Annotated in this window: 19 protein-coding genes; 10 read left to right on the top strand and 9 right to left on the bottom strand. The window is 62.5% G+C overall.

Annotated elements, in window-relative coordinates; all coding sequences use genetic code 11:
• Nucleotides 1-217: 217 nt before the first annotated feature.
• Nucleotides 218-1414: an acetylornithine transaminase gene (locus VNX23_RS01075; protein ID WP_325627087.1), complete on the top strand. Its 1197-nt coding sequence runs from the start codon at nt 218-220 to the stop codon at nt 1412-1414.
• Nucleotides 1415-1416: 2 nt separating this feature from the next.
• Nucleotides 1417-1911 (top strand): GFA family protein, encoded by a 495-nt coding sequence (locus tag VNX23_RS01070; RefSeq protein WP_325627085.1) that lies wholly within the window; start codon nt 1417-1419, stop codon nt 1909-1911.
• Here the strand turns inward: VNX23_RS01070 and VNX23_RS01065 are convergent.
• The 3 genes from VNX23_RS01065 to pcsA form a co-directional block, all read right to left on the bottom strand.
• Complete coding sequence (locus VNX23_RS01065) at nt 1901-2875, bottom strand: quinone oxidoreductase (RefSeq protein WP_325627083.1); 975 nt, start codon at nt 2873-2875, stop codon at nt 1901-1903. The two genes, VNX23_RS01070 and VNX23_RS01065, sit on opposite strands and share 11 nt — an antisense overlap.
• 94 nt (nt 2876-2969) lie before the next feature.
• Nucleotides 2970-3701 (bottom strand): TerC family protein, encoded by a 732-nt coding sequence (locus tag VNX23_RS01060; RefSeq protein ID WP_325627081.1) that lies wholly within the window; start codon nt 3699-3701, stop codon nt 2970-2972.
• The gene (gene pcsA / locus VNX23_RS01055) at nt 3698-4429 is read right to left on the bottom strand and encodes a phosphatidylcholine synthase (RefSeq protein ID WP_325627079.1); all 732 of its coding nucleotides are present in this window, start codon (nt 4427-4429) and stop codon (nt 3698-3700) included. Before pcsA ends, VNX23_RS01060 begins: the two co-directional genes overlap by 4 nt.
• Nucleotides 4430-4582: 153 nt before the next feature.
• Between pcsA and VNX23_RS01050 the strand changes: the two genes are divergently transcribed.
• Nucleotides 4583-5782, top strand: coding sequence for a UbiH/UbiF family hydroxylase (locus tag VNX23_RS01050; protein WP_325627077.1), 1200 nt, complete (start codon nt 4583-4585; stop codon nt 5780-5782).
• 191 nt (nt 5783-5973) lie between these two features.
• Entirely contained in the window at nt 5974-6306 is a 333-nt protein-coding gene (gene hspQ, locus VNX23_RS01045) for a heat shock protein HspQ (RefSeq protein ID WP_325627075.1), read from the top strand.
• Nucleotides 6307-6445: 139 nt separating this feature from the next.
• On the opposite strand, the gene VNX23_RS01040 is transcribed toward hspQ, so the two are convergent.
• Entirely contained in the window at nt 6446-7276 is an 831-nt protein-coding gene (locus VNX23_RS01040; RefSeq protein WP_325627147.1) for an invasion associated locus B family protein, read from the bottom strand.
• Nucleotides 7277-7901: 625 nt separating this feature from the next.
• Between VNX23_RS01040 and VNX23_RS01035 the strand changes: the two genes are divergently transcribed.
• The 3 genes from VNX23_RS01035 to VNX23_RS01025 all read left to right on the top strand — a co-directional run bounded on the left by VNX23_RS01035 (nt 7902) and on the right by VNX23_RS01025 (nt 12517).
• Complete coding sequence (locus tag VNX23_RS01035; RefSeq protein WP_325627145.1) at nt 7902-9617, top strand: extracellular solute-binding protein; 1716 nt, start codon at nt 7902-7904, stop codon at nt 9615-9617.
• A gap of 74 nt (nt 9618-9691) precedes the next feature.
• Nucleotides 9692-11194: a class I adenylate-forming enzyme family protein gene (locus tag VNX23_RS01030; protein ID WP_325627143.1), complete on the top strand. Its 1503-nt coding sequence runs from the start codon at nt 9692-9694 to the stop codon at nt 11192-11194.
• A gap of 90 nt (nt 11195-11284) precedes the next feature.
• On the top strand, nt 11285-12517 hold the full coding sequence (locus tag VNX23_RS01025) for a GGDEF domain-containing protein (protein WP_325627073.1): 1233 nt from the start codon (nt 11285-11287) through the stop codon (nt 12515-12517).
• A gap of 153 nt (nt 12518-12670) precedes the next feature.
• On the opposite strand, the gene mfd is transcribed toward VNX23_RS01025, so the two are convergent.
• The 3 genes from mfd to VNX23_RS01010 form a co-directional block, all read right to left on the bottom strand.
• Nucleotides 12671-16189, bottom strand: coding sequence for a transcription-repair coupling factor (gene mfd / locus VNX23_RS01020; RefSeq protein ID WP_325627071.1), 3519 nt, complete (start codon nt 16187-16189; stop codon nt 12671-12673).
• A gap of 165 nt (nt 16190-16354) precedes the next feature.
• Nucleotides 16355-16639: a succinate dehydrogenase assembly factor 2 gene (locus VNX23_RS01015; RefSeq protein WP_325627069.1), complete on the bottom strand. Its 285-nt coding sequence runs from the start codon at nt 16637-16639 to the stop codon at nt 16355-16357.
• Nucleotides 16640-17556: 917 nt separating this feature from the next.
• Nucleotides 17557-18588, bottom strand: a complete 1032-nt coding sequence (locus VNX23_RS01010) for a helix-turn-helix domain-containing protein (protein WP_325627068.1) — start codon at nt 18586-18588, stop codon at nt 17557-17559.
• A 246-nt stretch (nt 18589-18834) separates the two neighbouring features.
• Between VNX23_RS01010 and VNX23_RS01005 the strand changes: the two genes are divergently transcribed.
• The 3 genes from VNX23_RS01005 (at nt 18835) to recG (ending at nt 24297) form a co-directional block, all read left to right on the top strand.
• Nucleotides 18835-19311 (top strand): pectate lyase-like adhesive domain-containing protein, encoded by a 477-nt coding sequence (locus VNX23_RS01005; protein WP_325627066.1) that lies wholly within the window; start codon nt 18835-18837, stop codon nt 19309-19311.
• Nucleotides 19312-20413: 1102 nt separating this feature from the next.
• Complete coding sequence (locus VNX23_RS30905; protein WP_349256117.1) at nt 20414-22126, top strand: autotransporter domain-containing protein; 1713 nt, start codon at nt 20414-20416, stop codon at nt 22124-22126.
• 62 nt (nt 22127-22188) lie between these two features.
• A complete protein-coding gene (gene recG / locus VNX23_RS00990; protein WP_325627062.1) occupies nt 22189-24297 on the top strand; it encodes an ATP-dependent DNA helicase RecG in 2109 nt (702 codons plus the stop codon).
• Nucleotides 24298-24395: 98 nt separating this feature from the next.
• Here the strand turns inward: recG and VNX23_RS00985 are convergent, their stop codons facing one another.
• Together VNX23_RS00985 and VNX23_RS00980 are read right to left on the bottom strand one after the other, a co-directional pair.
• A complete protein-coding gene (locus VNX23_RS00985; RefSeq protein WP_414642931.1) occupies nt 24396-25157 on the bottom strand; it encodes a DUF502 domain-containing protein in 762 nt (253 codons plus the stop codon).
• Nucleotides 25158-25254: 97 nt separating this feature from the next.
• Nucleotides 25255-25796: SIS domain-containing protein (locus VNX23_RS00980; protein WP_325627060.1), on the bottom strand; the 542-nt coding region annotated here is incomplete at its 5' end.

Raw genomic sequence — 25796 nt, 5'->3', positions numbered from 1 at the left:
CCCTGTGTCACGCTGTAAGAGCGCAGCCCATGATTTTGAACCGGACCAAAGCCCGCGCCCGTTGCCGCCGTCACGTCCGTGACGACGACGGGTCGCGCCATGTCCGACGACATCGCTGAACAAGTAGATCAGCAAGGTTTTCGAGAAGGCCGCACCCGAAAAGTGCGGCCTTCTTGCGTTTCGGGCCGCCCTCACCTCAAACCACCGGGAGTTCGACATGACCAACGCCACCCATCCGTTCGATGCGCTGATGGAGATCGCCGCGCGCCCTCGGGCCGTGTTCGTGCGCGGCGAAGGCTCCTTTCTGTGGGACGATAGCGGCAAGCGCTATCTCGATTTTGTCCAGGGATGGGCTGTGAACTGTCTCGGCCATTCACCGCCGCTTCTGGCCGAGGCGCTCGCCGAGCAGGCGAAGCGTTTGGTCACGCCGAGCCCCGCCTATTACAACGATACCAGCCTCAAGCTGGCACAGGCGCTGGTCGAACAGAGCTGCTTCGATCGCGTGTTCTTTGCCAATTCCGGCGCGGAAGCGAATGAAGGCGCGATCAAGCTCGCGCGCAAATACGGCGCGCGGCATAAAAACGGTGCGCACGAAATCATCACCTTCGAAGGCGGCTTTCATGGCCGGACACTGGCGACGATGTCGGCATCGGGAAAAAAGACGTTCGAACCTCTGTTCGAGCCGAAGGTGTCGGGATTTCCCAAGGCCCGACTGAATGACCTCGCTTCGGTCGAGCGGCTGATCAACGAGCGGACGGTCGCCATGATGCTCGAGCCGATCCAGGGCGAAGCCGGCGTGTGGTCAGCCACGGATCGCTTCCTGCGTGACCTGCGCGAATTGACGAGGGCGCATGGCCTTCTGCTCATCCTGGACGAAATCCAGACCGGCTATGGCCGCACCGGCAAGCTCTTCCACTACGAGCACGCGTGCATCACGCCCGACATCATGACGCTCGGCAAGGGCATTGGCGGTGGCGTCCCGCTTGCCGCCCTGCTCTCGACGGAAGCGTCCGCCTGCTTCGAGCACGGCGACCAGGGCGGCACGTTCTGCGGCAATCCCTTGATGTGCGCGGCGGGGCTTGCCGTTCTGCAGCAGGTCTCAGCGCCCGCTTTCCTGAAATCGGTGACTGATACCGGTCTCTATCTCGAAGGCGAGCTGCAGAGGCTTTCCGTGCGGCATGGTCTTGGCGAGGTTCGCGGCCGAGGTCTTTTGCTCGCGCTTGATCTGAAAATGCCGATCGCCGCCTCGATCGTCGGACAGGCGTTCGTGGAAGGCGTGCTGCTCAACGCTCCCAGGCCTGACGCCTTGCGCTTTATGCCGGCTCTCAACGTGACGCATCAGGAGATTGACCTGATGATCAATTGTCTTGACGCCCTGGTGATGAAGGCCGGGATTGCGCGAAGAGTGGCATAGCCATGAGCAAGTTGTTTCCGCCGGAGCTGCCGATATGCGGAGGTTGTCCCTGCAAGGCGGTGCGGTTTTCGATCGAAGCCGTGCCGCTTCTTGTCTATGTCTGCCATTGCACTGACTGCCAGCGCCGGTCAGGAAGTGCTTTCGGCCTGTCAATGCTGGTCAAAACCGAAGGCTTCACGGTGACCTGCGGCACGCCAAAGTACTGGCATCAGATTGGTGGCGGCGCTACCGAAAGCAGGCACCGGTTTTGCGGGATCTGCGGCGGCGGGATCGCCTGCGAAAAACGCTCCCTTCCCGATATTACCGCGGTGCATGCGGGGACGCTCGATGATACTTCCTGGATGCGGCCGATCGCGCATGTTCACCTTCGTCATGCACAGGCTTGGCAGCGGATTCCGAACAACACCGTATGCTTCGAGATCATGCCGGGCGACTTGGAGTCGCTTAGCGGCAAATGGCGCGATCTCTGGCACAGCGTGAGGTGGGTCACGGCTTGAGGATCGAGGCACCCGTCGTCGCCCGGCTTTCCAGATCGACATGGGCCTTGGCGGCGTCCTTGAGCGCATAGGCATGGTTGATGGGCACATGCAGTTTGCCGTTGATGACGGCAGCAAACAGCGTGTCGGCGCCTTCGAGCAGATCCGAGCGCTTGCCAATGTAGTCATTGAGTTTGGGCCGGGTCGCAAACAACGAGCCGTGATTGTTGAGTTCGGCGATCGCGAACGGCGGCACCGGCCCCGACGCGTTACCAAAACTCACGAACAGGCCGCGCGGCTTGAGGCAGGACAGCGAGCCAGGAAAGGTCGACTTGCCGACGCCGTCATAGACCACGTCGCATAGCTCGTTCCGGCTGATCTGTTTGACGCGCGCGACAAAATCCTCCTCATTGTAGAGGATGACGTGATCGCAGCCATTGGCCAGCGCGAGGTCGGCCTTGGCCTTGGAGCCGACCGTGCCGATGACGTGTGCCCCCAGCGCGCTCGCCCATTGGCAAGCGAGCAGGCCGATCCCGCCGGCCGCGGCGTGGATCAATACCCGATGGTGCGGCTCGACCCTGAAGGTCTTGTGCAGGAGGTACCAGACCGTCAGTCCCTTCAGCATCAACACCGCGCCCTGCTCGTAAGTGATGTGATCGGGCAGTTTGACCAGTTTTTCCCAGGGCATGTTACGCTCGCTGGAATAGCCGCCGAGGCTGGTGTAGTAGGCGACGCGATCGCCGGGATGGAAATTCGTCACGCCGGCGCCTACGGCGAGTACCTCGCCGGCCGCTTCATTGCCGGCGATGAACGGCAGCCCCGGCGCCTTGTAGAGACCGGTGCGAAAATAGACGTCGATGAAGTTCAGCCCGACGGCGTGCTGGCGGATGCGTATCTCGCCGGGGCCGGGCGCGGGCACGTCAACGTCTTCGTAGACCAGGGCCTCCGGGCCCCCTACCTTGTGCACGCGCACGGCCTTGGCCATCTTGCGGTCCTCTCCGGCATTTTTCACCCAAGGTGAGCGAAAGCCATCAAGGCCGCAATGTCAACTCGTTGATCTCAAGCGCGTCGCGTTAGAATCAATTGGTTAACGTCCGCTTCTTTCGGTTACGCTTGGCAAGAACGTTGAAGAATTCAACCGCCGCGGAAAACGCTATGGCAAAATAGATATAGCCGCGCGGAATATGGAATTTGAACCCGTCCGCCACCAGCGCGACGCCGATCAACACCAGAAAGGCGAGCGCCAGCATCTTGGTGGTAGGATGCTCCCCGACAAATCGTGCCACCGGACCGGACGCCACATACATCACGATGCAGGCGATGATGACCGCTGTAATCATGATTGCCAGATCCTGGGCCATGCCGATCGCGGTGATGATCGAGTCCAGTGAAAACACCATGTCGACGATGATGATCTGGACGATCACCAAGAAGAACGCCGACGATCTTCGGTTCTCGCCGTTCGTTTCGTCGCTTACCTCCACCTCGTTGTGAATTTCGTGGGTCGCCTTTGCGATCAAAAACAGACCGCCGCCAATCAGGATGATGTCGCGCCAGGAGAATGGTGAGCCGCTCACGGTAAAGACGGCTTCGGTGAGACCGATCAGCCATACCAGAATGCTGAGCAACAGGATCCGGAATACCAGCGCCAGCGCCAGCCCGATCTGCCGCGCCCGCTTCGCCTGCGCCGGCGGGATGCCGGAGACGATGACCGACAGGAAGATGACATTATCGATGCCGAGAACGATCTCGAGCGCCGTCAGCGTCAACAGCGCCGCCCACGCTTCGGTGCTGGTCAACAACTCGATCATGTGTTGAGCGATCGGACGAACCGGATGGCCGCGTCGCATCCGACCACGTAGACGGCGATTGCGCAGAGCGCCAGGTTGACGGCAGTGCCGGCCTGAAAATCGTTCGTCAACGCCACCATCGCGAGCGCCGTCCAGGCACCGATCAGGGATAACGTCAACCAGCGCAGGCGCACGACCCGGACCGGATGAATGACATGAAACGGAGCGAAGGTCAGAACGATCAGGATGGCGACGGCAAGGCTCGACCAGACCGGTGGCAAGCGAAGCAGGAACAAATAGAAAGCCGCGATGTTCCACAAGCCGGGAAAGCCGCGAAAGTGATTATCGGTGGATTTCATGCGGCGATCGGAAAAATACAGCGCGCCGGAAACGGCGATACCTATGCCCAGGAGGGGCGCTGCGATCGGCAGCAACAGACCGCTGGCGGTGATGGCGTAAGCCGGAACGAAGACGTAAGTGACGAAATCGACCACGAGGTCGAGCACGTCACCCGACCAATTGGGCTGCAGATGCACCACGTCCAGCCGGCGCGCGACCGGACCGTCTAGCCCGTCGATGACGAGAGCTGCCCCGAGCCACCAGAACATTGCAGCCCAATGTTCGCGTACCGCCTCAAGCAAGGCGATCAGGGCGACGCCGGCGCCCAACGCGGTGAAAATATGCACTGAAAATGCCGCCGCGCGCAGCAGCGGCGCACGAGAGGAATCCTGCCTGGTTGCGTGATCCATGTTGACTGCTGGTCGCCGGGTTCCGGTCAGTGCTATCAGAAATCGCCGTCATTTGTACATGCGCAGTTGTCGCGCTTTCTGACTGCCGTTTCGTTGAAAAGCCGGCCGGGCGACGGGCTTGAAATTGCCGCCGGGAATGTCATCTGTTCTGGTATGAACGACGCATCCATCGCCTATGACGTGGTCGTGGTCGGTGGCGGGCCCGCGGGACTCGCCTGCGCGATTGCGTTGGCGCAGACCGGAGCGCGCACGGCCCTGATTGCAAGGCGTGCGCACTACGCCGACAACCGGACCACCGCGCTTCTGGATGGTTCGATCGATTTTCTGCAGGCACTGCAAGTCTGGCCGCGCTGCAAGGACAACGCCGCAGGCTTGCGCGTCATGCGTCTCGTCGATGACACCGGCCGTCTGATCCGGGCCCCTGAGGTGCGCTTTTGCTGCGAGGAGATCGGGCTCGACGTGTTCGGCTACAACATCGAGAATCGCATTCTGGTATCGGCACTGGAAGAACGCGCCGCCGAGCTTTCGAACCTGACGCGGTTCGACGACGATGCGGCCACCGTTGCCCCCGAAGACAGGTTGGTGGCGATTCACCTCGTCGGTGGCGGATCCCTTTTTGCTCTGCTGGCGGTCGGCGCTGACGGACGGCAGTCGCTATGCCGTGAGGCTGCGGGTATCGGAGTCAAACGTCGGGAACTCCATCAGACCGCACTGACCTTCAACGTCAGCCACTCGCGACCCCATGGGAATATCTCCACTGAATTTCACACCCCCCAGGGGCCTTGCGTTTTCGTTCCCCTGCCCGGCGACCGCTCCAGCGTGGTGTGGGTGTCATCGCCAAGGGAAGCCGAGCGGCTGATGGCGCTTGGCGACGAGGAACTGTCGGAAGCCGCCGAAGTCCAAGCGCATTCGATTCTGGGGCGCCTGCAGGTCGAACCGGGACGCAACTTGTTTCCGCTTGCGATCGAGCAACCCAGGCAATTTGCCAAAGCGCGTGTGGCGCTCGTCGGCGAGGCCGCGCACGTGTTGCCGCCGATCGGGGCGCAGGGCCTCAACATGGGGCTGCGCGACGCTGTTGATATTGCCGATGTCGTGCGAGAGTCGCTGACGCTCGGCGAGGATCCCGGCGCGCCGGCGGCGCTGAACCGCTATGCGTCGGCTCGGCGCGCCGATGTCGTGAGCCGCACCTTCGCCATCGATATCGCCAACCGTTCGTTGCTCAGTGCATTCGTGCCGATGCAAACACTTCGCGCCGCGGGCTTGCACCTGATCGGCTCGTTCGGGCCGCTGCGGCGCCTTGCGATGCGGGAAGGTTTGGCGCCATCGTGGCGATCTTCTCGGCACGTCAGCTAGTTAGCTGTCGGATTTCACCTGTTCTCGGATAATCGAGCGAGCATTTGGAACATTTCTCGAGATTCGTTTGGGCCGGATTTGGCGTCCGATTCTGAACGGACGCGTTGACATCGGGGATGGACCGGCCACAGCAAGGTTAATTCAGCGGTTTGCCTCTAGCATCGGCCACAATCATGGTCTATCGACGAGACATGATAAAAGCTCGGACCGCCAAATTTCAGATCGGGCAAATCGTGCGCCACCGGATATTTTCTTTCCGGGGCGTGATTTTCGACATCGATCCGGAATTCAACAATACCGAAGAGTGGTGGCTGTCGATCCCCGAAGAGGTGAGGCCCCATAAGGATCAGCCGTTCTATCACCTGCTCGCCGAGAATTCGGAATCCGAATACGTCGCCTATGTCTCGGAGCAGAACCTGCTTCCTGACAATTCCGGCGAGCCGATCCGGCATTCGCAGGTCGCCGAAATCTTCGTCAAGGACAAATCGGGCGGTTACCGTCCGCGAAATCCGTCGTTGAATTGACATACCCCGCCGTGCAAGCTCGGTGAACGCGAGAGATAAAGGAAAGAAGAAAAGAGAAAAAGGCGCTCGAACAGAGCGCCTTTTTCTTTGCAGGTAAGCTCAAGTGACGTCTTGAGCTATGCTTGCATAACCTACGGCCCTACTTGGCCACCGGATTCGGCGTCGGTTGGTTGCCCTCGAGCTTCTTGCGCGCCTCGTCGGCCCGCTTCTGCAGCTCTTCCTGCAGCTTCTTCTGGGTCTCCTCGAACACCTTCGGATCGGTCGGAGGACCGTCATAGGCCTTGGCGAAGTCGCCCAGCGGCAGGGCCAGCGTGATCGGCTGCTGGTTGGAACTGATCGCCTGAATATAAAGGTTCTGCCCCTTCTTCAGGTTGGCGAGCAAGTCCGGCGTGACTTCGTAATCCGACATACAACCGTTTTGCAGACAGATCGCATAGGGCGCCTGCGCCGGAGTGTTGGTGTCGACGATGACCCGTGTGCCCTGGGCGATCAGCATGCCCAGAGGAAGCGTCACACGGAGCACCTTCTTCGTCTCGCCTTCGGGCTCGATAATGACAGCCGCGATGACCGGCTGCCCGGACTCGATACGCCCATCCTTGCCGGTAAAGCAGATCTGCTTGGCATTGGGATCTTGGGGCTTGAGACAAAATTTGGTCCAGGGCGAATAGATGAGCTGAACCTGTTGCTCGGGCTGCTGAGGCGCCGGAGCCGCCGCCGCGGGTGCCTGGGGCGCTGGCTGCGCTGAGGAGGCGGGCGCTCCTGGCGCCGCCTTCGGTGCTGCCTTGGGAGCAGCTTTCGCTTTCGGCGCGGGTGTCGCCGGCGCCGGCGCCGCTGGCGCCGCCGGCGATGGAGCCGGCGTCTGAGCTTGAAGGTCGGGGGCAAGCAATGTGGCGGTCAAAGCCGTGGCCGCCATCAGGGCGAAGAGGCGCCCACGCGGCCAGAGAGGCGCGGCCAAGATACGGAAATTCATTGCAGAAAACCCCTTCTGAACGGAAGTACCGAAACCGCTGCGGACACCGACACGTAGCCCTTTGCGGGGCTGTCTCCTTGCCAATTGAGGCGGATGCGTGACCGGCCTGCCCATCGGTTGATCGCACGCCTTCATACAGGCACGGGCGAAAAGATCAATGCCGAGGGCATCTCCGGTCAGCGCCAACGGACGCCTTCGCCTATGGTAAAATGCGCGGTGAATCATTCCGAATCAAACAAGCCGCGGCTGCCGAATTGAAAGATTTCGCATCCTGTCGGAAGATTTTCCTACAACATCGTTTCGCAAGACCAGAGGGTTCTGGGCACCAAATAATCTTATGCTTCCAGTACCGCTTTCGATCTGAAGCCCTTGGGGTGGCTCAGCCACCTTAACCGCCAGGTTCTAGCGTCGGAAGCACCGGTAAATGCAGGTTCCCTCGTGGAGTTTTGGATTTGACATTCGCTTTTCGAACTCGCGGTCGGTACGGCAGCGAATAATGCCCTCCACCAGATGGCAAGTTCCCGGATGGGGCTATGTTGCCTCTTTCGTCTCGGCCTTCCTGGCTCTCAACTTGCTGTTCGCAGGCATTGCCGATGGCGCCGCGGCGCAAAGCTACGCCATCGCCATGCACGGCGAGCCCGCGCTCCCACCCGACTTCACCCACATGCCCTATGCCAATCCTGCGGCGCCCAAGGGAGGCCGGCTGGTTCAGGGCATCCTGGGGACGTTCGACAGTCTCAACCCGCTCATCGTGAGGGGAATTGCGGTCCAGCAAATCAGGGGCTTTGTGGTCGAGAGCCTGATGGCGCGTGGCAACGACGAGCCTTTCACGCTCTATGGTCTCTTGGCCAGAAGCGTCGAAACCGACGACGCCAGAAGTTTTGTCACGTTCCGCCTCGATCCGAGGGCGCGTTTTTCCGATGGAAGGCAAGTCACCGCCGACGATGTTCTGTTCTCATGGGCCTTGTTGCGCGACAAGGGCCGCCCCAATCACCGCCAGTACTATTCGAAGGTCGCCAAGGCGGAGGCACTCGATCCGCTCACGGTGAAGTTCGATTTCGGCGGCACGCAGGATCGCGAACTGCCGCTGATCCTCGGCCTGATGCCGGTGCTGCCGCGGCACGCCATCGACGCGGCAACCTTCGAGGAAACCTCGCTGGCCGCGCCGATCGGCTCGGGTCCCTACCGCGTCGGAGCGGTGAAGGCAGGCACGAACGTCACGCTGATCCGCAATCCCGACTATTGGGGACGCGATCTGCCGGTCAACCAGGGCCTGTGGAATTTCGACGAGATCAGGCTCGATTTCTACCGCGAGTCCAATGCCCAGTTCGAGGCCTTCAAACGCGGACTTTACGATTTCCGCGTCGAGACCGAACCGCTGCGCTGGCACGATGGATATGATTTTCCGGCCGCGCGCGGCGGCGAGGTGATCCGCGACAGCATCAAGACAGGGCTGCCGCAGCCGTCCGAATTCCTGGTCTTCAACACGCGACGGCCGGTGTTTTCGGACATTCGCGTGCGCCAGGCCTTGACGCTGCTGTTCGATTTCGAGTGGATCAATCACAATTATTTCTTTGGGCTCTATGGCCGGTCCCCGAGCTTTTTTGCCGGCTCGGAGCTATCGGCCTATGGCCGCCCCGCCGACCAGCGTGAGCGCGAATTGCTTAAACCCTTCGCTTCACACATACCGGCAGAAATCCTCGAAGGCACCTACCGCCTTCCCGTGACCGACGGTTCTGGCCGGGATCGCACCACACTACGCAGCGCGCTGAATTTGCTTTCCGAGGCCGGCTACGATCTCGATGGCACGGTGTTGCGCAATCGCGCGACCAAAGCACCCCTCACCTTCGAGATATTGGTGACCACGCGTGATCAGGAGCGCATCGCGCTCGCCTGTGCCCGCGACCTCAAGCGTGCGGGAATCGAAGCAACGGTCCGCGCGGTTGACGCGGTCCTGTTCGACCAGCGCCGCCTAGGCTTCGACTTCGACATGATCCAGAACCGCTGGGACCAGTCGCTTTCGCCGGGCAATGAGCAGTATTTTTACTGGGGAAGCGAAGCGGCGGATAATCAGGGGACGCGAAACTACATGGGGGCCAAGGACCCTGCCATTGACGCGATGATCGCCAACATGCTGGAAGCGCGCGAGCGCGGTGCGTTCGTCTCGGCGGTGCGGGCGCTCGATCGCGCGCTGATGTCGGGTTTTTACGGCATCCCGTTATTCGACATCCAGGAGCAATGGATCGCGCGCTGGAGCCGGATTGAGCGTCCCGCTACAACGGCGCTGACCGGGTATCTTCCAGAGACCTGGTGGCTGAGACGTGAAGCGAAATCCCGGTGATTTCTTCCAATGACCTCTTGCAAGTGATCTCAATTCCGACCCAAATCGAAACCGACGTCAGATTAAGTGGACCCGTGATCCAGACCAGCCAATCGCCGACGCTTGACGGACTGTTTCAGCGGGTTCTGACCCGGCAGCCTGACGCACCGGCGCTGCTCGATCCGCTCAACAAGCAGCGTATCACCGGGCTGGCGCCGAGGCGGATGACCTTCGCCCAAGCCGATCGGGCCATCTCGGCGCTCGCGACCCACTTCATCGAAAGCGGACTTCCCGCCAATTCCGTCATCGGAATCCAGTTGCCGAATACGGTGGAGTTCGTGCTCACAGTATTGGCCGCCCATCGTGCCGGGTTGATCGTCGCGCTGCTTCCGCAACTCTGGCGGCAGGCGGAATTGACCATGGCACTCAATCGCACGGGCGCGCGGGCGATCGTGACCATGGCCAGGATCGACGGCGTCAATCATGCCGATCTGGCCATGAATGCGGCGGCCGAAGCCTTTTCCATTCGCCACGTCTGCGGCTTCGGCGATGACCTGCCTGAAGGCATGGCTTCGCTGGATCTTGCCATGTCCAACGGATCGGCGACCAAGCGCAAGGTCATACACGACGGCCGCAAGGCAGCGGCCGTCTCATTCGACGTGACGGCCGACGGGTTTCGCCCGGTACCGCGGACCCATCTCAATTTGATAGCCGGCGGACTTGCGGTTTTCCTCGAAAGCCGCCTGAAGCAGGGGGCGACCCTGATGTCGGCATTCGCCCCCTCCTCGTTCGCCGGTTTGACCTCTTCGCTTGTCGTCTGGCTGCTGTCGGCGGGCACGCTGAGCCTGCATCACCCCTTCGACGGCGAGGTTCTTAAACGGCAGATCGACGACGATTGCTGCGACACGCTGGTGACACCGGCTCCAATGGCGCTGCGGTTGGCCGAGATCGATTCGTCCGCGCGTCTGCCGACGCTGCGTCATGTGATCGGGCTATGGCGTACTCCGGAACAGGTCGCATCGAGTGCGCAGTGGACCTCCGAGGCTGCGAGCTTCACCGACGTCTATCTGTTTGGCGAGGTCGGCTTGTTCGGCGCCCGCCGGACCGCGGAAGGGACGCCGGTGCCGATCATGCCGGGAGCGCATGGCGCGCCGCGCGACGTCCCGGGAACGTCGAGTGCTGTCGAGACCCTCCTCACACCGAAGGGAACGTTGGCCTTGCGCGGCGCGATGGTGCCCGTCCCGGCCTATGCGCCGCCGCCGCCAGCCGGCGACTCCCTGGTATCGCAGCCGCCGCAGGACTACGCCGACACGGGCTACGCCGCACGACTCGACCGTGCGACCGGCGCGATCTGCATTACCGCGCCGCCTGCTGGAATCGTGTCAGTCGGCGGTTATCGGTTTTTGTCGCACGATCTCCAGGAATGGGCCAGGCGGCTCGGTCACGGCGCACTTCTGACGGCCTTGCCCGATCGATTGTGCGGCTACCGCCTCGCCGGGCGCGCCCAGGATCACGCGCGCGGCCGCGAGGCGCTGAGCCAGCTTGGCCTCAACCCTCTGATGGTCGAAGCATTTCGCGATCGGAACATCCTCGGCTGATCAGCAAACGGATGGCTTCGTTGACGGGGCATTAAGACGGCGCCCACTAGGATCGCGCCTCCGATTCAGGCGTTTTGGTCCGAATTTTCGATGTCCCTGCAAGGCCCCATCATCGTCGTGTCGTCGACAAGGCAGCCGGCGTTCGCGGTCGCGCTTGACCGCGCCGGCATATTTCCGATTATCGATGCGACCTGGACTGAGGTCTCACGCGCGGTCGCCAGGCTCCAGCCGGCCGGCATCGTCGTTGCGATGTCGCAGGCCCCGGAAGGAGAGTTTTCCAGGCTTGCCGAACAGATCGGCGCAATCGAGCCTTACCTGCCCCTCATCGCAATCGATCCCCAGGCCGCACTGCCCGAAAATGCGATCCCGTTTTCGCAAGGCAAGGCATGCTGGGACCGCCTGACGGCGCGTTTGCGCGCGGCACTCAGGGTTCGCGCATTGCATGCAACCGTCATGCGCCGGCGTAACGATCAGGCGCAGGCCCATCCGACCGTTGCGCAGACAGATCCGGTTCGCCACGCGACCGCGCTCTTGATCGGGCGGGGCGCCGGCTACGCTGCGCTTTCCGTTGCGCTCGGTGAGCGGATGGGAATCGTGGGCGCGCTGAGCATCGAAGCCGCTGCAAAACATCTCAACACCCGCGACATCGACGGCATCGTGCTAGGCGAAGGTTTCAGCGCACGGGTGGTGGATGCATTCCTCACCGTGCTTGGCGAGGATGCGCGCTTTCGCAACCTGCCGGTGATCGTGACGCTGGATGGCGTGGTGCCGGCTTACGATTTGCCGAACCTCGAGATCATCTGCGGCGATCCCGCCCATATTGCCGCCAATGCCTTGCCGTTGATCCGCCAGCACGCCTTCGAAACCCATTTGAGCCGCACGCTCCGTTCGATCGATGCGGGCGGTTTGCTCGATCCCTTGACCGGATTGTTGACGAGGGCCGCATTCGAGCGCGATTTCGCCACCGCGGTTCGCGAAGCGCAGTCGCGCGGCGGTGGCCTGTCGGTGGCGCGCTTTGCGTTCGATAAAAACCATGCACGCGCGCAGCTTGACGGCGCGCGGATTCTCAGTCGCCTGTTGCGTCAGATGGATTTCGGCGCGGCACGGGAAGACGGCTCGGTGATCGTGGTGTTCGCGGGGGCCGATCTGCGAAACGCGCACGCGATCGCCCGGCGGCTTTCCAGCGTGATGCGACACACCTCCCACGGCAAACGCGACGTGCGTTCCGAACCCGTCGTCACCCTGGCCGCCCTGGAAAGCTCGGACACGGTGCAATCGCTGCTCGCAAGACTCTACGACCAGGGCCGCCGCGCCGCCTCGTGAGCATGATCCGGAAAAGTGGTTAACCGGTTTTCCCTCGCGACAAACGCGGAACGCGTTTGCGCGGAGATCATGCTCCAACAAAGAGATGAGATCATGATGCGACTCCACTTAGTCGCAGCATGATCTAAGCGCGCCAACCGCCAACGGCAGCTGTTATGCCGCCTTCTTGCTTTCGGCGAGACTGGCCAGCTGTCGCAGTATTTCGGTCGTGCCCTTTAGCCGCTCTTCCGGTGTTTCCCATTCCTGGAAGAAGACGACCTTCATGTCGGGGCGGACGCGGGCGGCCTGGCCGTGCTGGCGGATGAAATAGACCAGCCGATCGGGATGCGCGAACTTGTTGTCGCGGAAGCTGATGACTGCGCCCTTCGGCCCGGCATCGACCTTCTCGACATTGGCCCTTCGGCAATAGTTCTTGATCGCAGCGACCTTGAACAGATAGCGCACTTCGTCCGGCAACACGCCGAAACGGTCGCGCAACTCGGCCGCGAAATTGTCGATCTCCTCGTCGGTTTCCAGATCGGCGAGCCGACGGTACAACGACAGCCGCACCGACAGGTCGGCGACGTAGTCTTCCGGAATCAGCACCGGCATGCCTACTGTGATCTGCGGCGACCAGCGATCGGCCGCAGGCTCGGCCACGCCTGCCTTGAGGTTGAGGATCGCCTCTTCCAGCATCGACTGGTACAGCTCGAAACCGACCTCCTTGATATGGCCGGATTGTTCCTCGCCGAGCAGATTGCCGGCGCCGCGAATGTCGAGATCGTGCGAGGCAAGCTGGAATCCGGCGCCCAATGTTTCCAGCGATTGCAGCACCTTCAACCGCCGTTCAGCCTGTGCCGTGATCTTTTGCTGCGCCGGCAGCGTGAACAGCGCGTAGGCGCGCAGCTTCGATCGTCCCACCCGTCCGCGCAGCTGATAGAGCTGCGCCAATCCGAACATGTCGGCGCGATGCACGATCAGCGTATTTGCATTGGGGATGTCGAGCCCGGACTCGATGATCGTGGTCGAGAGCAGAATGTCGTACTTGCCGTCATAGAATGCGGACATGATGTCCTCGATGACGGTCGGCGGCATCTGGCCATGCGCCACCGCCACTTTCATCTCCGGGACGCTTTTGTCCAGAAAATCCTTCACGCCCGCGATGTCCTCGATGCGGGGCGCCACGTAGAACGCTTGTCCGCCCCGGTAGCGTTCGCGCAACAGCGCCTCGCGGATCATCAGGGGATCGTGCGGGGCGACGAAGGTGCGGACCTCGAGCCGGTCGACCGGCGGCGAGGCGATGATGGAAAGCTCACGCACGCCCGTCAGCGCCAATTGCAGCGTGCGCGGGATCGGCGTCGCGCTCAGGGTCAGCACGTGCACTTCGGCCCGCAATTGTTTCAGCCGTTCCTTGTGGCTGACGCCGAAATGCTGCTCCTCGTCGACGATCAATAGGCCCAGATCCCTGAACTTGATCGATTTGCCGAGCAGCGCGTGGGTGCCGACCACGATGTCGATCGACCCGTCTGCGAGGCCCTTCTTGACCAGGGTGAGTTCCTTCGCCGGGATCAGACGCGAAGCCTGGGCGACGCGGATCGGAAAACCGCGGAAACGATCGGCGAAGGTTTTGGCGTGCTGGCGTGCAAGAAGCGTCGTCGGAACGACGACGGCGACCTGCTTGCCGTCGAGAGAGGCCGCAAAAGCCGCGCGCAGCGCCACCTCGGTCTTGCCAAATCCGACATCGCCGCAAATCAGCCGGTCCATGGGGCGGCCGCTTTCGAGGTCCTTCAAGGTCGAGGCGATCGCGCCGAGCTGGTCTTCGGTTTCCTCGTAGGGGAAGCGCGCACAGAATTCGTCATAGACATGCGCCTGCACCGGCAATTTCGGCGCTTCATGCAGATGCCGTTCGGCGGCGATCTTGATCAGTTCGCCGGCGATCTCGCGGATGCGGCTCTTGAGTTTTGCCTTCCTCGCCTGCCAGCCGCTGCCGCCCAGCCGGTCGAGTTCGACATTGGCGCTGTCGGAGCCATAGCGGGACAACAGCTCGATGTTTTCCACCGGCAGAAACAGCTTGGTATCGGCTGCATAATGCAGTTCGAGACAATCGTGGGGTGCGCCCGACACGTCGAGCGTCTGCAGGCCGACGAACCGGCCAATGCCGTGCTCGACATGGACCACGAGGTCGCCCGACGCAAGGCTCGTCACCTCGGAAATGAAATTGTCGAGTTTTCGGCTCGCCTTGCGCGGCCGCACCAGCCGGTCGCCAAGGATATCCTGCTCGCTGATGACTGCGACATGGTCGGTTTCGAAACCGGATTCCATGCCGACCACGGCCAGCATCGCCTCGTTGCGCGGCGTGGCCTGCACGGTGCGCCAGGTGTTGACGCTGGTTACGTTGTGGAGCTTGTGATCCCGCAGCATGCTGTCCATGCGGTCGCGCGAGCCCTCGCTCCACAGCGCAATCACGACTTTCTTGCGGTTTGCCTGCAGTGCCTGAACATGAGCGACGACGGCTTCGAACACGTTGACCGAACTGTCGTTGCGCTCCGGCGCGAAATTGCGTCCCTGGCGCGCGCCGGCGTCGACCACGTTGGCGGTCCCCTCCGGCATCGCGAACTGCGTCAGCCGCACCATTGCGGAGGCTTCGAGACGTTTGCTCCACTCGTCCTCAGTCAGATAAAGCCGGTCGGGCGGCAGGGGCTGGTAGATCGCGCCGGAGCCTGGGTGCTCCAGCGCTTCGCGCCGCGCCTCGTAGTAGTCGGCGATCTGCTTGAAGCGCTCGCGCGCGGCATCCTCGCCTTGCGGCTCGATGGCGATCGGTGCATCGGCCAGGTAGTCGAACAGCGTGTCCAATCGTTCCTGGAACAGCGGCAACCAGTGCTCCATGCCGGGATGGCGGCGGCCCTCGCTGACGGCCTCGTAAAGGGAATCGTCGCGTCTTGGCGCGCCAAAGGCGGCGACATAGCCCATGCGGAAACGGCGAATGGTTTCAGTGGTGAGCTGGAATTCCGAGATCGGAACGAGATCGAGCGAACGCATGTCCAGATGCGTTCGTTGGGTTTCGGCATCGAAGCTGCGGATCGATTCCAGGCTGTCGCCGAAGAAATCGAACCGAACAGGCTGATCGAGTCCGGCCGGGAAAAGATCGAGAATGCCCCCGCGCACCGCGTATTCGCCCGCTTCGCGCACGGTCGAGGAGCGGTTGTAGCCGTTGTGCTCGAGCCAGGCCAGGATGGAATCCATCGGCACGACATGGCCGGGAGCCACCGAAAGCGCCTGCGCGGCGATGACCTCGCGCGCCGGGATCCGCTGTACGATGGCGTTGACCGTCGTCAGCACGATCAGCGGCTTGTCGCTGCCTGCAAGGCGCGACAGCCGCGCCAGCGTCGTCAGCCGCTGCGCCAGGATGCCGCCATGCGGCGACACCCGGTCATAGGGCTGGCAATCCCACGCCGGGAACTGAAGAACCGGCAGATCGGGGGCGAAGAACGCCAGCGCCCGTGCCAGTTGCTGCATGCGGGAGCCATCCCGGCACACGACGGCAAGGCTGACCGCCGGGGGCCTTTCGCGCGCAGCAACTGCGCGCGAGAGGTCCGAAACGATCAGTCCCTCGGCCCCCTCGGCGACGTTGGAAAGGGTCAGCGCACGGCCAACAGCCAGGAGTTGCGCGGGCGATTGGGCAGGCGGCTTCATGCTTCGGAGCTCCGGTTCCGAAGTTCGCAAATAATCGCGGCAACCTCTGATGCGAACTTCGGAATCAAAGGAGCTCCTGCAACTTTTTGGTTCTAGTGCGGCCCTGAATTTGAAGTTCCTAAGATGATTTCGGGCGACACTAACAGGAACTTCAAATTCGCCGCGCTAGCGATCTCCAGAGCGAAACGACTTGATACGGTCGAAAACGCGACCTGCATAGTTTGGGTCCATGGTCGCCTCTCCGGTGAGCGCGGCATAGAGCTCGACGTCGGGCACCTCGACCAGCCTTTCGAGCTGCGCCAGATCCTCGTCGGTCAATCCGGCGATTTCGGCATCGGCGAAGCGGCCGAGGATCAGGTCCATCTCGCGGGTGCCGCGATGCCAGCAGCGGAAAAGGAGCCGCTTGCGGCGCTCGTCGAGGCCGCCGCTCGATCGTGTCGTTCCCGTCATCTTCCTTTTTTCCGGATGCCAACGCCAAAAGCCCGGACGTGCCGGGCGGGGCTGATATAGCGTTGGGATCGGTGAATGTCAGCCCTGGTGTCAAACGAATTACCAACTATTCCTTCGCAGACATAGGCTCGCGGTCTCGCCGCATGATCCGCGCGAGGTTTGCCCGAAATTACCCGCCTTCTCCAATCAGAGGGCGCAGGGAATGCCGGACGCTCAATGCGCCCGCAGCCTTGTGTGCAATGGTAGAAGAGCACACAAGCGTAGTCACCACGGTCACACCGGTAACACCCGGCATTCCCCGCGCAATGGTTTTAATGGCTTATAGCGCGCTCTCCCCAGTGACCGGGCTTTCTTGCCACCGTCATCGGCGCGATGCGAAGCATCGTCGCCAACTTGATATCAGCGTCGGGATATCAGGACCACACGACTTCGCCGTCCGCAGGCACGCGCCTTCGTCAGAAGCGCAGCCTGCGTCCATCGCATCCCGCCCCGCGTTCGTGACGATCGCGAGCCGCCCCTCTGTGGGACGGGACGTGCGGAATCTGCCGGTGATTTGGGGGTAGGATCAATAACGCCGGCCTGCGGCAGATTAACACGACGGGCAAATCAGGTTGGGACCGAGATCATGCCCGAACCAGAAAATCAAGGCCGCACTCGGGCTCGATGCGCCGCTTTCGGCCGACGCTGATGTTCGTCGAAGCGCGGCATGATTTCCGCAAAGTTGCAGCGCCGGGTGGGCGGCGAGAGGCAAAGTCGGCCCTGCCGTCCTGTCGTAGGTCCAACGTGTTGCGTCCACCGCATCCCGCTCTCGTCCCTTGACGATTTGGATGCACCCCCTCAAGTGGGGCGATCACGGTGCGAGATTTGGCGCAGGCTAGATTTCCTGGCTTTGGCGCCCGTAATCCCTGGAACGTCAGTCATATGCCTTGAGCGGCGCGACGCCGCGTGAGCTGATGGAGCAGATTGTCCGTTTCAAAAAAGGTTCCGTTTTCGTGGCGCCAGGTTTCTGCCATTTCCCTGATCTTGCCGGGGGTCACACCAAACCGCCGGCGGAACGCGCGGATGAAGGTGGAGGCGCTGCTGAATTGAAGATCGGCGGCCAGATTGATCAGGTCTTTGCCCTGCCACGACGGTGAAACCAGCTGCCTCAAAGCGCGATTTAGTCTCTGCTCCTGGATGAAGCGGGCAAGCCCGCCATCGGCTTCAAACAATCGGTACAGGCTCGCGCGGGAAATCCGGAAGCGGTGACAGAGATGGCTCGCGGTCAACGCGGGAGAATTGAGATTGGCTTCGATGTGACGCTTGATGACCGCGAGATAGAGATGGCGTTCGGCTCGTTCGACATCGCCGATCGAGTCCGGCGTCGGGCCAACGGTCTCGGCGACGACCCAGGCGATGGCTTCGATCATGCCGGGCAGACTTGAAGGTTCGCAGGACCCGGATTCCCAGAGCATATGAAACTGGCCGGCTAGCAGAAGTCCGCGCTGACTATCTCCCGCCAGGAATGTCGCATTTGCCGAATCCGGATGCGCCAGCTTTGGCGCGAGGACCGCGCGGGGCAACACGAGCGACCTCAGATGGAAGCGGTCTTCGCCGGTTTGCGTCAGTACCGTCCGGTTCGGCTCTGACATGTCGATCAGACAGATGTCGCCTGGTCGCAATGTCAGCTCGCGGCGTCCCGAGGAGAACCTCATCTTGCCATTCAGGCAAAGAGCCACCTGATAAAAATCAAGTGCGCCGCGCGCAACGTGCGCTGGCGTCCGATCGTACTGCACGGGAGTGATCAATGAATCCACCAGCAGGGCATTATCGACCATGAGCGTTGTCGTGGTGGCGTGAAAATGATCTTCCGCAGTGAGCGGGATCACATCGCAGATGTCCCTTGCCGAATCGCGCAGCTGTTTGAGCGCCGGCGCGCCATGCTCGCCATCCGATATGTTCTCCGTCATGTGTAATTCGCCCCATGTGATGGCTTAAGCGTCCCAGATATGCGGCGTGTAGCGTTGCGAAGATCGCCGTCCATCAACTTCGGCGTGATCGGGTGCTTTATGTTGCCAAAAATGTGTGTCGTGGGCGCAACAACCCCTGCGAGAATCTGCGGCTGAGACACTGGGCACATTGTCGATTTTTTCGACGTGCTAGAACGCTGCGCCTCGTTCGTGCCGCCTATTCGCCCAGATTGTCGGAGTGCTTTCGTGAAGACCGGATCGACGGCGCGTTTGCTCGTGCCGACCTTGCTTAATTGGCTGTCACGATTAGGCGCGGTGCCCATCAGCATTTCTCTGCTCGTCACGCCGGCGAAGGCGACGAACTGCCCCGCCAGCGATACGGCGAGCCTGGCGGCGTGCATTACAAGCGCGAACACGACCACCATCACGCTGACCCAGAACATCACACTTACAGCCGAACTGCCGGCAGTGCAGACCAACAACATCGTCATCGACGGCGGCGGCCATACGCTCGACGGTGGAAGCCAGTTTCGCGGCTTCTTCGTCGCTAATTTCACCGGCGGCGCCACCTCGCCCCAGACGGTGAATGTGACGATTGAAAACGTCACGATTCAAAATGCGGTCGCCCAGGGCGGAACCGTGGCGGCGGCAGGCTCGGCGGCGGCGGAGGTGCAGGGCTCGGTGGCGCCATTTTTGTGGCGAGCGGCGCCAGTGTCACGGTGAGCAACGTCTCGCTCTCCGGCAACAACGCCACCGGAGGCACCGGGGGTAGCAGCACTACCGGCAATCTCTCCACCGGTGGCGGCGGCGGTGGTGGTCTTGGCGGCAATGGCGGTGCGGGAGTTAACACTGCAGGCATCGCCAGTGGCGGCGGCGGTGGCGGTGCAGGTCTTGGCGCAAGCGGCGGCAGCGGCGGCCCGGGCGGCACTGGTATCATCACCGGCGTCACGATTCGTCCTGGTGGTGGCGGCGCGCCTGGCGGAGGGATCGGCCTCAGCGGCGGTGGCGGTGGTGTCGGCGGGGTCAACGGTTCCTTGGGTGGCGATGGTGGCTTTGGTGGCGGCGGCGGTGGCATCAACGGCGCGAGCAACGGTGGCGGTCAGTTCAACGGCGGCTTTGGCGGCGGTGGCGGCAGCGGTGGCGGTACAGGCGGGTTCGGCGGCGGCGGTGGTGCGGGCAATGGTGCGGGAGGTTTCGGCGGCGCGACTGCCGGCGGGATCAATGGCGGCGGTGGTCTTGGCGCCGGCGGCGCCATCTTCGTGCAAGGCGGCGGCTCGCTGACCGTCAATGGCAGTTTCACGGTCAATGGCAATTCGGTGACGGCGGGAGCCGGCGGCGGCGGCAACGCCGCATTGAACGGCTCGGCGTTCGGCTCCGGAATCTTTTCGCAAGGCGCGCCGCTCACTTTCAACCCGGGAGCCGGCAACACCCAGACCATCAGCAATGTTGTCGCTGATGGTCAGGGTCAAGCCAGCATAGCGCTGACCGGATCCGGCACATTGGCGCTGTCGGGCGCGAATACCTATACCGGGGGCACGACCGTATCCGGTGGGACACTGGTGATCGGCAACAACAGTGCGGTGGGTACCGGCCTGCTCTCGCTGGGAGCGGGTACGACGCTGTCGTTTGGTGCCGGTAATTTCACGGTCTCCAACTCGATCAGTATATCGGGTGATCCGACCGTCACGGTCAGCCCGGGCGCGACGCAGACGATCACGGGCGGGATTTCGGACGGCGCGACGCCCGGCGATATCGTCCTTACCGGCGGCGGCAAGCTGGTGCTCACAGCATCCAGGGCACCGGCGGGCTGTCGCTTAATGGCGGCATGCAGACGCTCAGCGGCATCAATACCTATAGTGGTGCAACCACGATCAACGCAGGCGTGCTGGAAGTCGATGGCTCGATCGCGGCATCGAACCTCACCACGGTCACATCTGGCAGCGCGCTCACGGGTACCGGTACGGTAGGCGCGACGCAACTCAATGCGGGCAGCTTGCTTGTTCCGGGCAACGCTGCCAATCCGCTCGGTGCACTCGCCGTTTCCGGTAATCTCGCCTTCGCCTCTGGTGCGCTTTATCTGGTGCAGGTGTCGGGCACGAGCGCCAGCAACACCACGGTTACCGGCACTGCCGCGCTCGGAGGCAACGTTACCGTCGACGTGCTGACGCGGCTGACGCAAAAGACCACCTACACCATCCTGACCTCGTCCGGACTGAACAACACCACCTTCGGCTCCGTCAATCTGCTGATCGCCAACAATTTCGCGCTTGATCCGATCCTCACCTACGCCGGCGGCGACGTGTTCCTGACGCTTGCGCCGGGGCTGTTGTCGCCGCTCCTGCCCGGGAACGCCAACGCTAACCAGACCAAAGTCGCCGGCGCAATCGACACCGGCATTCTGGCGGGCAACAGCCTGAGCAATGCGTTCAGCGCGATCTTCAACCTGTCCGGCGCCGGACTTCTCAACGGTCTGACGCAGATTTCCGGTGAGACTGCGACGGGTTCGCAGCAGACGACTTTCGATGCAATGGGCCAGTTCATGGGCCTCCTCACCGATCCCTTCATGAACCGGACGGGCGGCGCTTCTCTGCCGGGCGCGAACGGATATGCCGACGAAGCGCTCGGCTATGCGGCAAACAGGAGGACCGATGCGTTTGCAATGGTCGCAAAGGCACCGCCGACCTTCGAGCAGCACTGGAGCGTATGGGCGGCTGGCTTCGGCGGTTCGCAATCCACCGACGGCAACGGCGCGGTCGGATCGAACAGCACCACAAGCAATATCGCTGCGACCGCGGTCGGCGCCGACTATCTGATCTCGCCGACCACCATCGCCGGCTTTGCGCTGGCCGGCGGCGGCACCAGTTTTTCCGTGGCGAATGGCGGCACCGGCCGCTCCGACCTGTTCCAGGCCGGCGCCTATCTCCGCCACACCGACGGGCCTGCCTATATCTCTGCTGCACTCGCCTATGGCTGGCAGGACATCACTACCAACCGCACGGTGACGGTTGCCGGGATCGATCAGCTGCGCGCCGAGTTCAATGCGAACGCGTATTCGGGAAGACTTGAAGGCGGGTATCGCCTTGTTACGCCATGGAATGGCGGCTTCGGGATCACGCCCTACGCCGCCGCGCAATTCGTCACCTTTGATCTTCCTGCTTACGCCGAGCAGGCGATCGTCGGCACCAACAATTTTGCGCTTGGCTATAACGCCAAGGACGTCACCGATACACGGACCGAACTCGGTATCCGCACCGACAAGTCCTGGGCGCTCGCCAACGGCATCCTGACACTGCGAGGCCGCTTCGCCTGGGCCCATGACTTCGATCCCGACCGGTCCATTGCCGCAACCTTCCAGACACTTCCGGGCGCGTCCTTCGTCGTCAACGGTGCCGCGCAGGCGGCCGACTCCGCGCTCAACACGGCGTCGATCGAAATGAAATGGAGGAATGGCTGGTCAGCCGCAGCCACCTTCGAGGGCGAGTTCTCTAACGTCACCCGCTCCTACGCCGGCAAGGGCGTAGTGCGCTACGCGTGGTGAGCGCTGTCGTCTTTCCAGGATGACGCGTTGCGCAGTGCCAGAAAGCTTTCTAAAGCTTGCGGATGCGCCCCGCTTTGCTCAATCCCCTGTTTGCGCCGGTCACGAGCCTGGCCGGCGTCGGGCCGAAACAGGACAAGCTGTTTCGCTACCTGCTCGGCCGCGATGAGACGCCACGGCTGGTCGATCTGTTGCTGCATCTGCCGGCAAGCGTGATCGATCGTCGCGCGCGCCCGAAGATCCGCGATGCGGTGCCCGGAACGGTCGTGACGCTGGAAGTGACGGTCGACCGCCACCGGCCCACCCCTGCCCGCAACTCCCGCGCGCCGCATCTGGTCTACGCCAGCGACGATACCGGCGACGTGGTGCTGACCTACTTCCGCGCCAAGCCCGGCTATGTCGAAAAGCTCCTGCCGGTTGGCTCGAAACGCTACGTCTCCGGCACCTTGCAGATGTTCGACGGCGTTCCGCAGATCGTGCACCCCGACCGCGTGGTCGATGAAGTCGGCTTTGCAAAATTGACCGGCATCGACCCCGTCTACCCCCTCACGGAGGGGCTGGCGCTCGGTTCGCTGCGGCGGGCGATGGCGCAGGCGCTGCAGAAGCTGCCAAAACTCCCGGAGTGGACAAGTCCGGACGTGATCCGGCGCTGCAAGTTTCCGCCCTTCGCCGAGGCCCTCAATCGCGTTCACGTCCCGCTCGAACTCGCCGATATCCTGCCCGACGGTCCCTATTGGTCGCGCCTGGCGTTCGACGAGTTGCTCGCCGGCCAGCTCGCGCTGGCGCTGGTGCGGGCGCAGTTGCGCCGTCCTGCCGGCGACCGCAATGCCGGCGATGGTCATCTGCGCAAGAAGATCATCGACGCGCTGCCCTACGCGCTGACCTCGTCGCAGCGAAAGGCCGCGGCTGCGATCGCGGAAGATCTGCGCCAGCCCGTTCGCATGTTGCGGCTGCTGCAGGGCGATGTCGGCTCGGGCAAGACGGTGGTGGCCTTGCTGGCGGCGGCTGCGGTCACCGAGGTCGGCAAGCAGGCCGCGCTGATGGCGCCGACCGAAATCCTCGCGCGCCAGCACATCAAGACCATAGCGCCCCTGGCGGAGCGCGCAGGTCTGCGGGTCGCGATCCTCACGGGACGTGAAAAGGGCAAGGAGCGGCGCGAACTCCTGGCGCGGCTCGAGGCCGGAGAAATCGACTTCCTGATCGGCACCCATGCCTTGATCCAGGATGATGTGGTGTTCAAGACGCTGGCACTGGCGGTGGTCGACGAACAACATCGCTTCGGTGTGCGTGAGCGCCTGGCGCTGACCAATAAGGGCGCGGCCGTCGACGTGCTGGTGCTGAGCGCGACGCCGATCCCTCGCACGCTGGTGCTGACGTATTTCGGCGACATGGATGTCTCGGAATTACGTGAGAAACCGGCAGGGCGCCAGCCGATCGATACCCGCACGGTGCCGAACAGCCGGCTCAACGAGGTGATCGATGCCGTCGGCCGCGCGCTGCACGCCGGCAAACGGGTGTACTGGATCTGCCCGCTGGTGGAGGAATCCGAAGCTGAGGGCATCGAGCATCTCACCAATGCAACGGAGCGGTACGAGGGCCTGCAAAAACGTTTCGGCGATCGCGTCGGTCTCGTGCACGGCCAGATGAAGGGCGCCGAGAAAGACCGCGTGATGGGCCAGTTCGCCGTGGGCGAGATCGGGCTATTGGTGGCGACCACCGTGGTCGAAGTCGGCGTCGATGTCCCCGCCGCCACCATCATGGTGATCGAGAACGCCGAACGCTTCGGACTCGCGCAACTGCACCAGTTGCGCGGCCGGATCGGCCGCGGCTCCGAGGCTTCGACCTGCCTGTTGCTTTACAAGGAGCCGCTGAACGAAATGTCGACGGCGCGGCTCAAGGTGATCCGGGAAACCACCGATGGCTTTCGGATCGCTGAGGAAGACCTGAAACTGCGCGGTGAAGGCGACGTGCTGGGCGTGCGACAAAGCGGCCTGCCCGGTTACCGCATCGCCCGCTCCGACGTGCACGCCCAGCTCATCACGCAAGCGCGCGACGAAGCGCTGCGCATCATGAAGGATAATCCGAAGCTGACAGGCGACCGCGGCGAAGCGCTGCGGTGTTTGCTCTATCTGTACGAGCGAGATGAGGCGATCCCGCTGCTTGGGGCGGGTTGAATTAATCGCGGTCATTCCGGGGCGCGTTGAAAACGCGAACCCGGAATCTCGAGATTCCGGGTCTGGTCCTTCGGACCATCCCGGAATGACATTGTCCCTCAATCCACCTTCGCAGGCGCCGGCTGCAGCGTCGACGCTTTCGCCACCCGGGCGGCGTTCGCCATGCCGGCCAGGGCCGCAATCTTCTTCTGCGGGTCGGAGCCGGGCTGCACCACACCGGCTGACATGATCAGGGTCGCGGCGTCCTCGGCGCTCATGTCGATTTCGATGATCTTGCTTTTGGGGACGTAGAAAAAGAAACCCGTGGTCGGGTTCGGCGCGCAGGGCAGGAACACGGAAATATGCTCCTCCTGGCCGGGGAGATTGTTTGATATCTCCACGCTCGGTGCCTGCGAGATCAAGACGATCGACCACATACCCGGTGAGGGAAATTCGACGAGGCCAACCCGGCGAAGGCTTGACCCCGAGCCTGAGAACAAGGTCTCGAATACCTGCTTCAGGCCGCGATAGATCGCCCGCACCACCGGCATCCGTCCGAGCAGCTTTTCGCCGAGATCGACCAGCGTCCGTCCGATCAGATTGGCGGTCAGGAAGCCCAACAGCGTCAGCGCGATCACGGCGACGATCAGCCCGGAGCCCGGCAATCCGAACGGAAGATAGGTTTCCGGCCGATAGGCAATGGGCACAAACGGCCGTACCAGACCGTCAACCCAGGTCACGAACCACCAAGTCAGATAGAAGGTGATCGCGATGGGGCCGGCGACGATCAGGCCGGTGAGAAAATAGTTGCGGAATCGGGCCATGAACCCGCGCGGCGCATCCGGCGGGAGTTCGGTCACAGGCAGATTGTCGCGGTTCATCAGGGTTCCAGGTCGGTCGAAGCGGCCGTTGCTATGTGGGAGCTAAGCAATCCTAGCAGACTTTTGAAGACCCCACCTGACCGAAGCCAGAGGGCGGTTATTCCACCGTTACCGATTTTGCGAGATTTCGGGGCTGATCGACGTCGGTGCCCATCACCACAGCGGTATGATAGGCTAAAAGTTGTACCGGAACGGCATAGACCATCGGCGTAAAGGTGGCGGCCATGTCGGGCAGCACGATCGTCACCAGCGACTCGATGGTGGCTTCCGCCGCCCCTTTGGCATCAGTCATCAAAATAATTTTTCCGCCGCGCGCCGCCACTTCCTGCATGTTGGAGACGGTCTTCTCGAACACCCGGTCGTACGGCGCGATTACCACCACCGGCAGGTTCTCGTCGATCAGTGCGATCGGCCCGTGCTTGAGTTCGCCGGCGGCATAGCCTTCGGCGTGGATATAGGAAATTTCCTTCAGCTTCAGCGCGCCTTCCAGCGCCAGTGGATAGCTGGTGCCGCGGCCGAGATAGAGCACGTCCTTGGACTTGGCGATCTCGCGCGCGAGCTTTTCGATCTGCGGTTCGGTGGCGAGCGCCGCCGCCATCAGCCGCGGAATTTCGACGAGGCCATGCACGAGCTTGACCT

The sequence above is a fragment of the Bradyrhizobium sp. genome (assembly GCF_035570375.1).
Taxonomy (GTDB): domain Bacteria; phylum Pseudomonadota; class Alphaproteobacteria; order Rhizobiales; family Xanthobacteraceae; genus Bradyrhizobium.
This window is presented reverse-complemented; position numbering and strand designations above follow the sequence as displayed.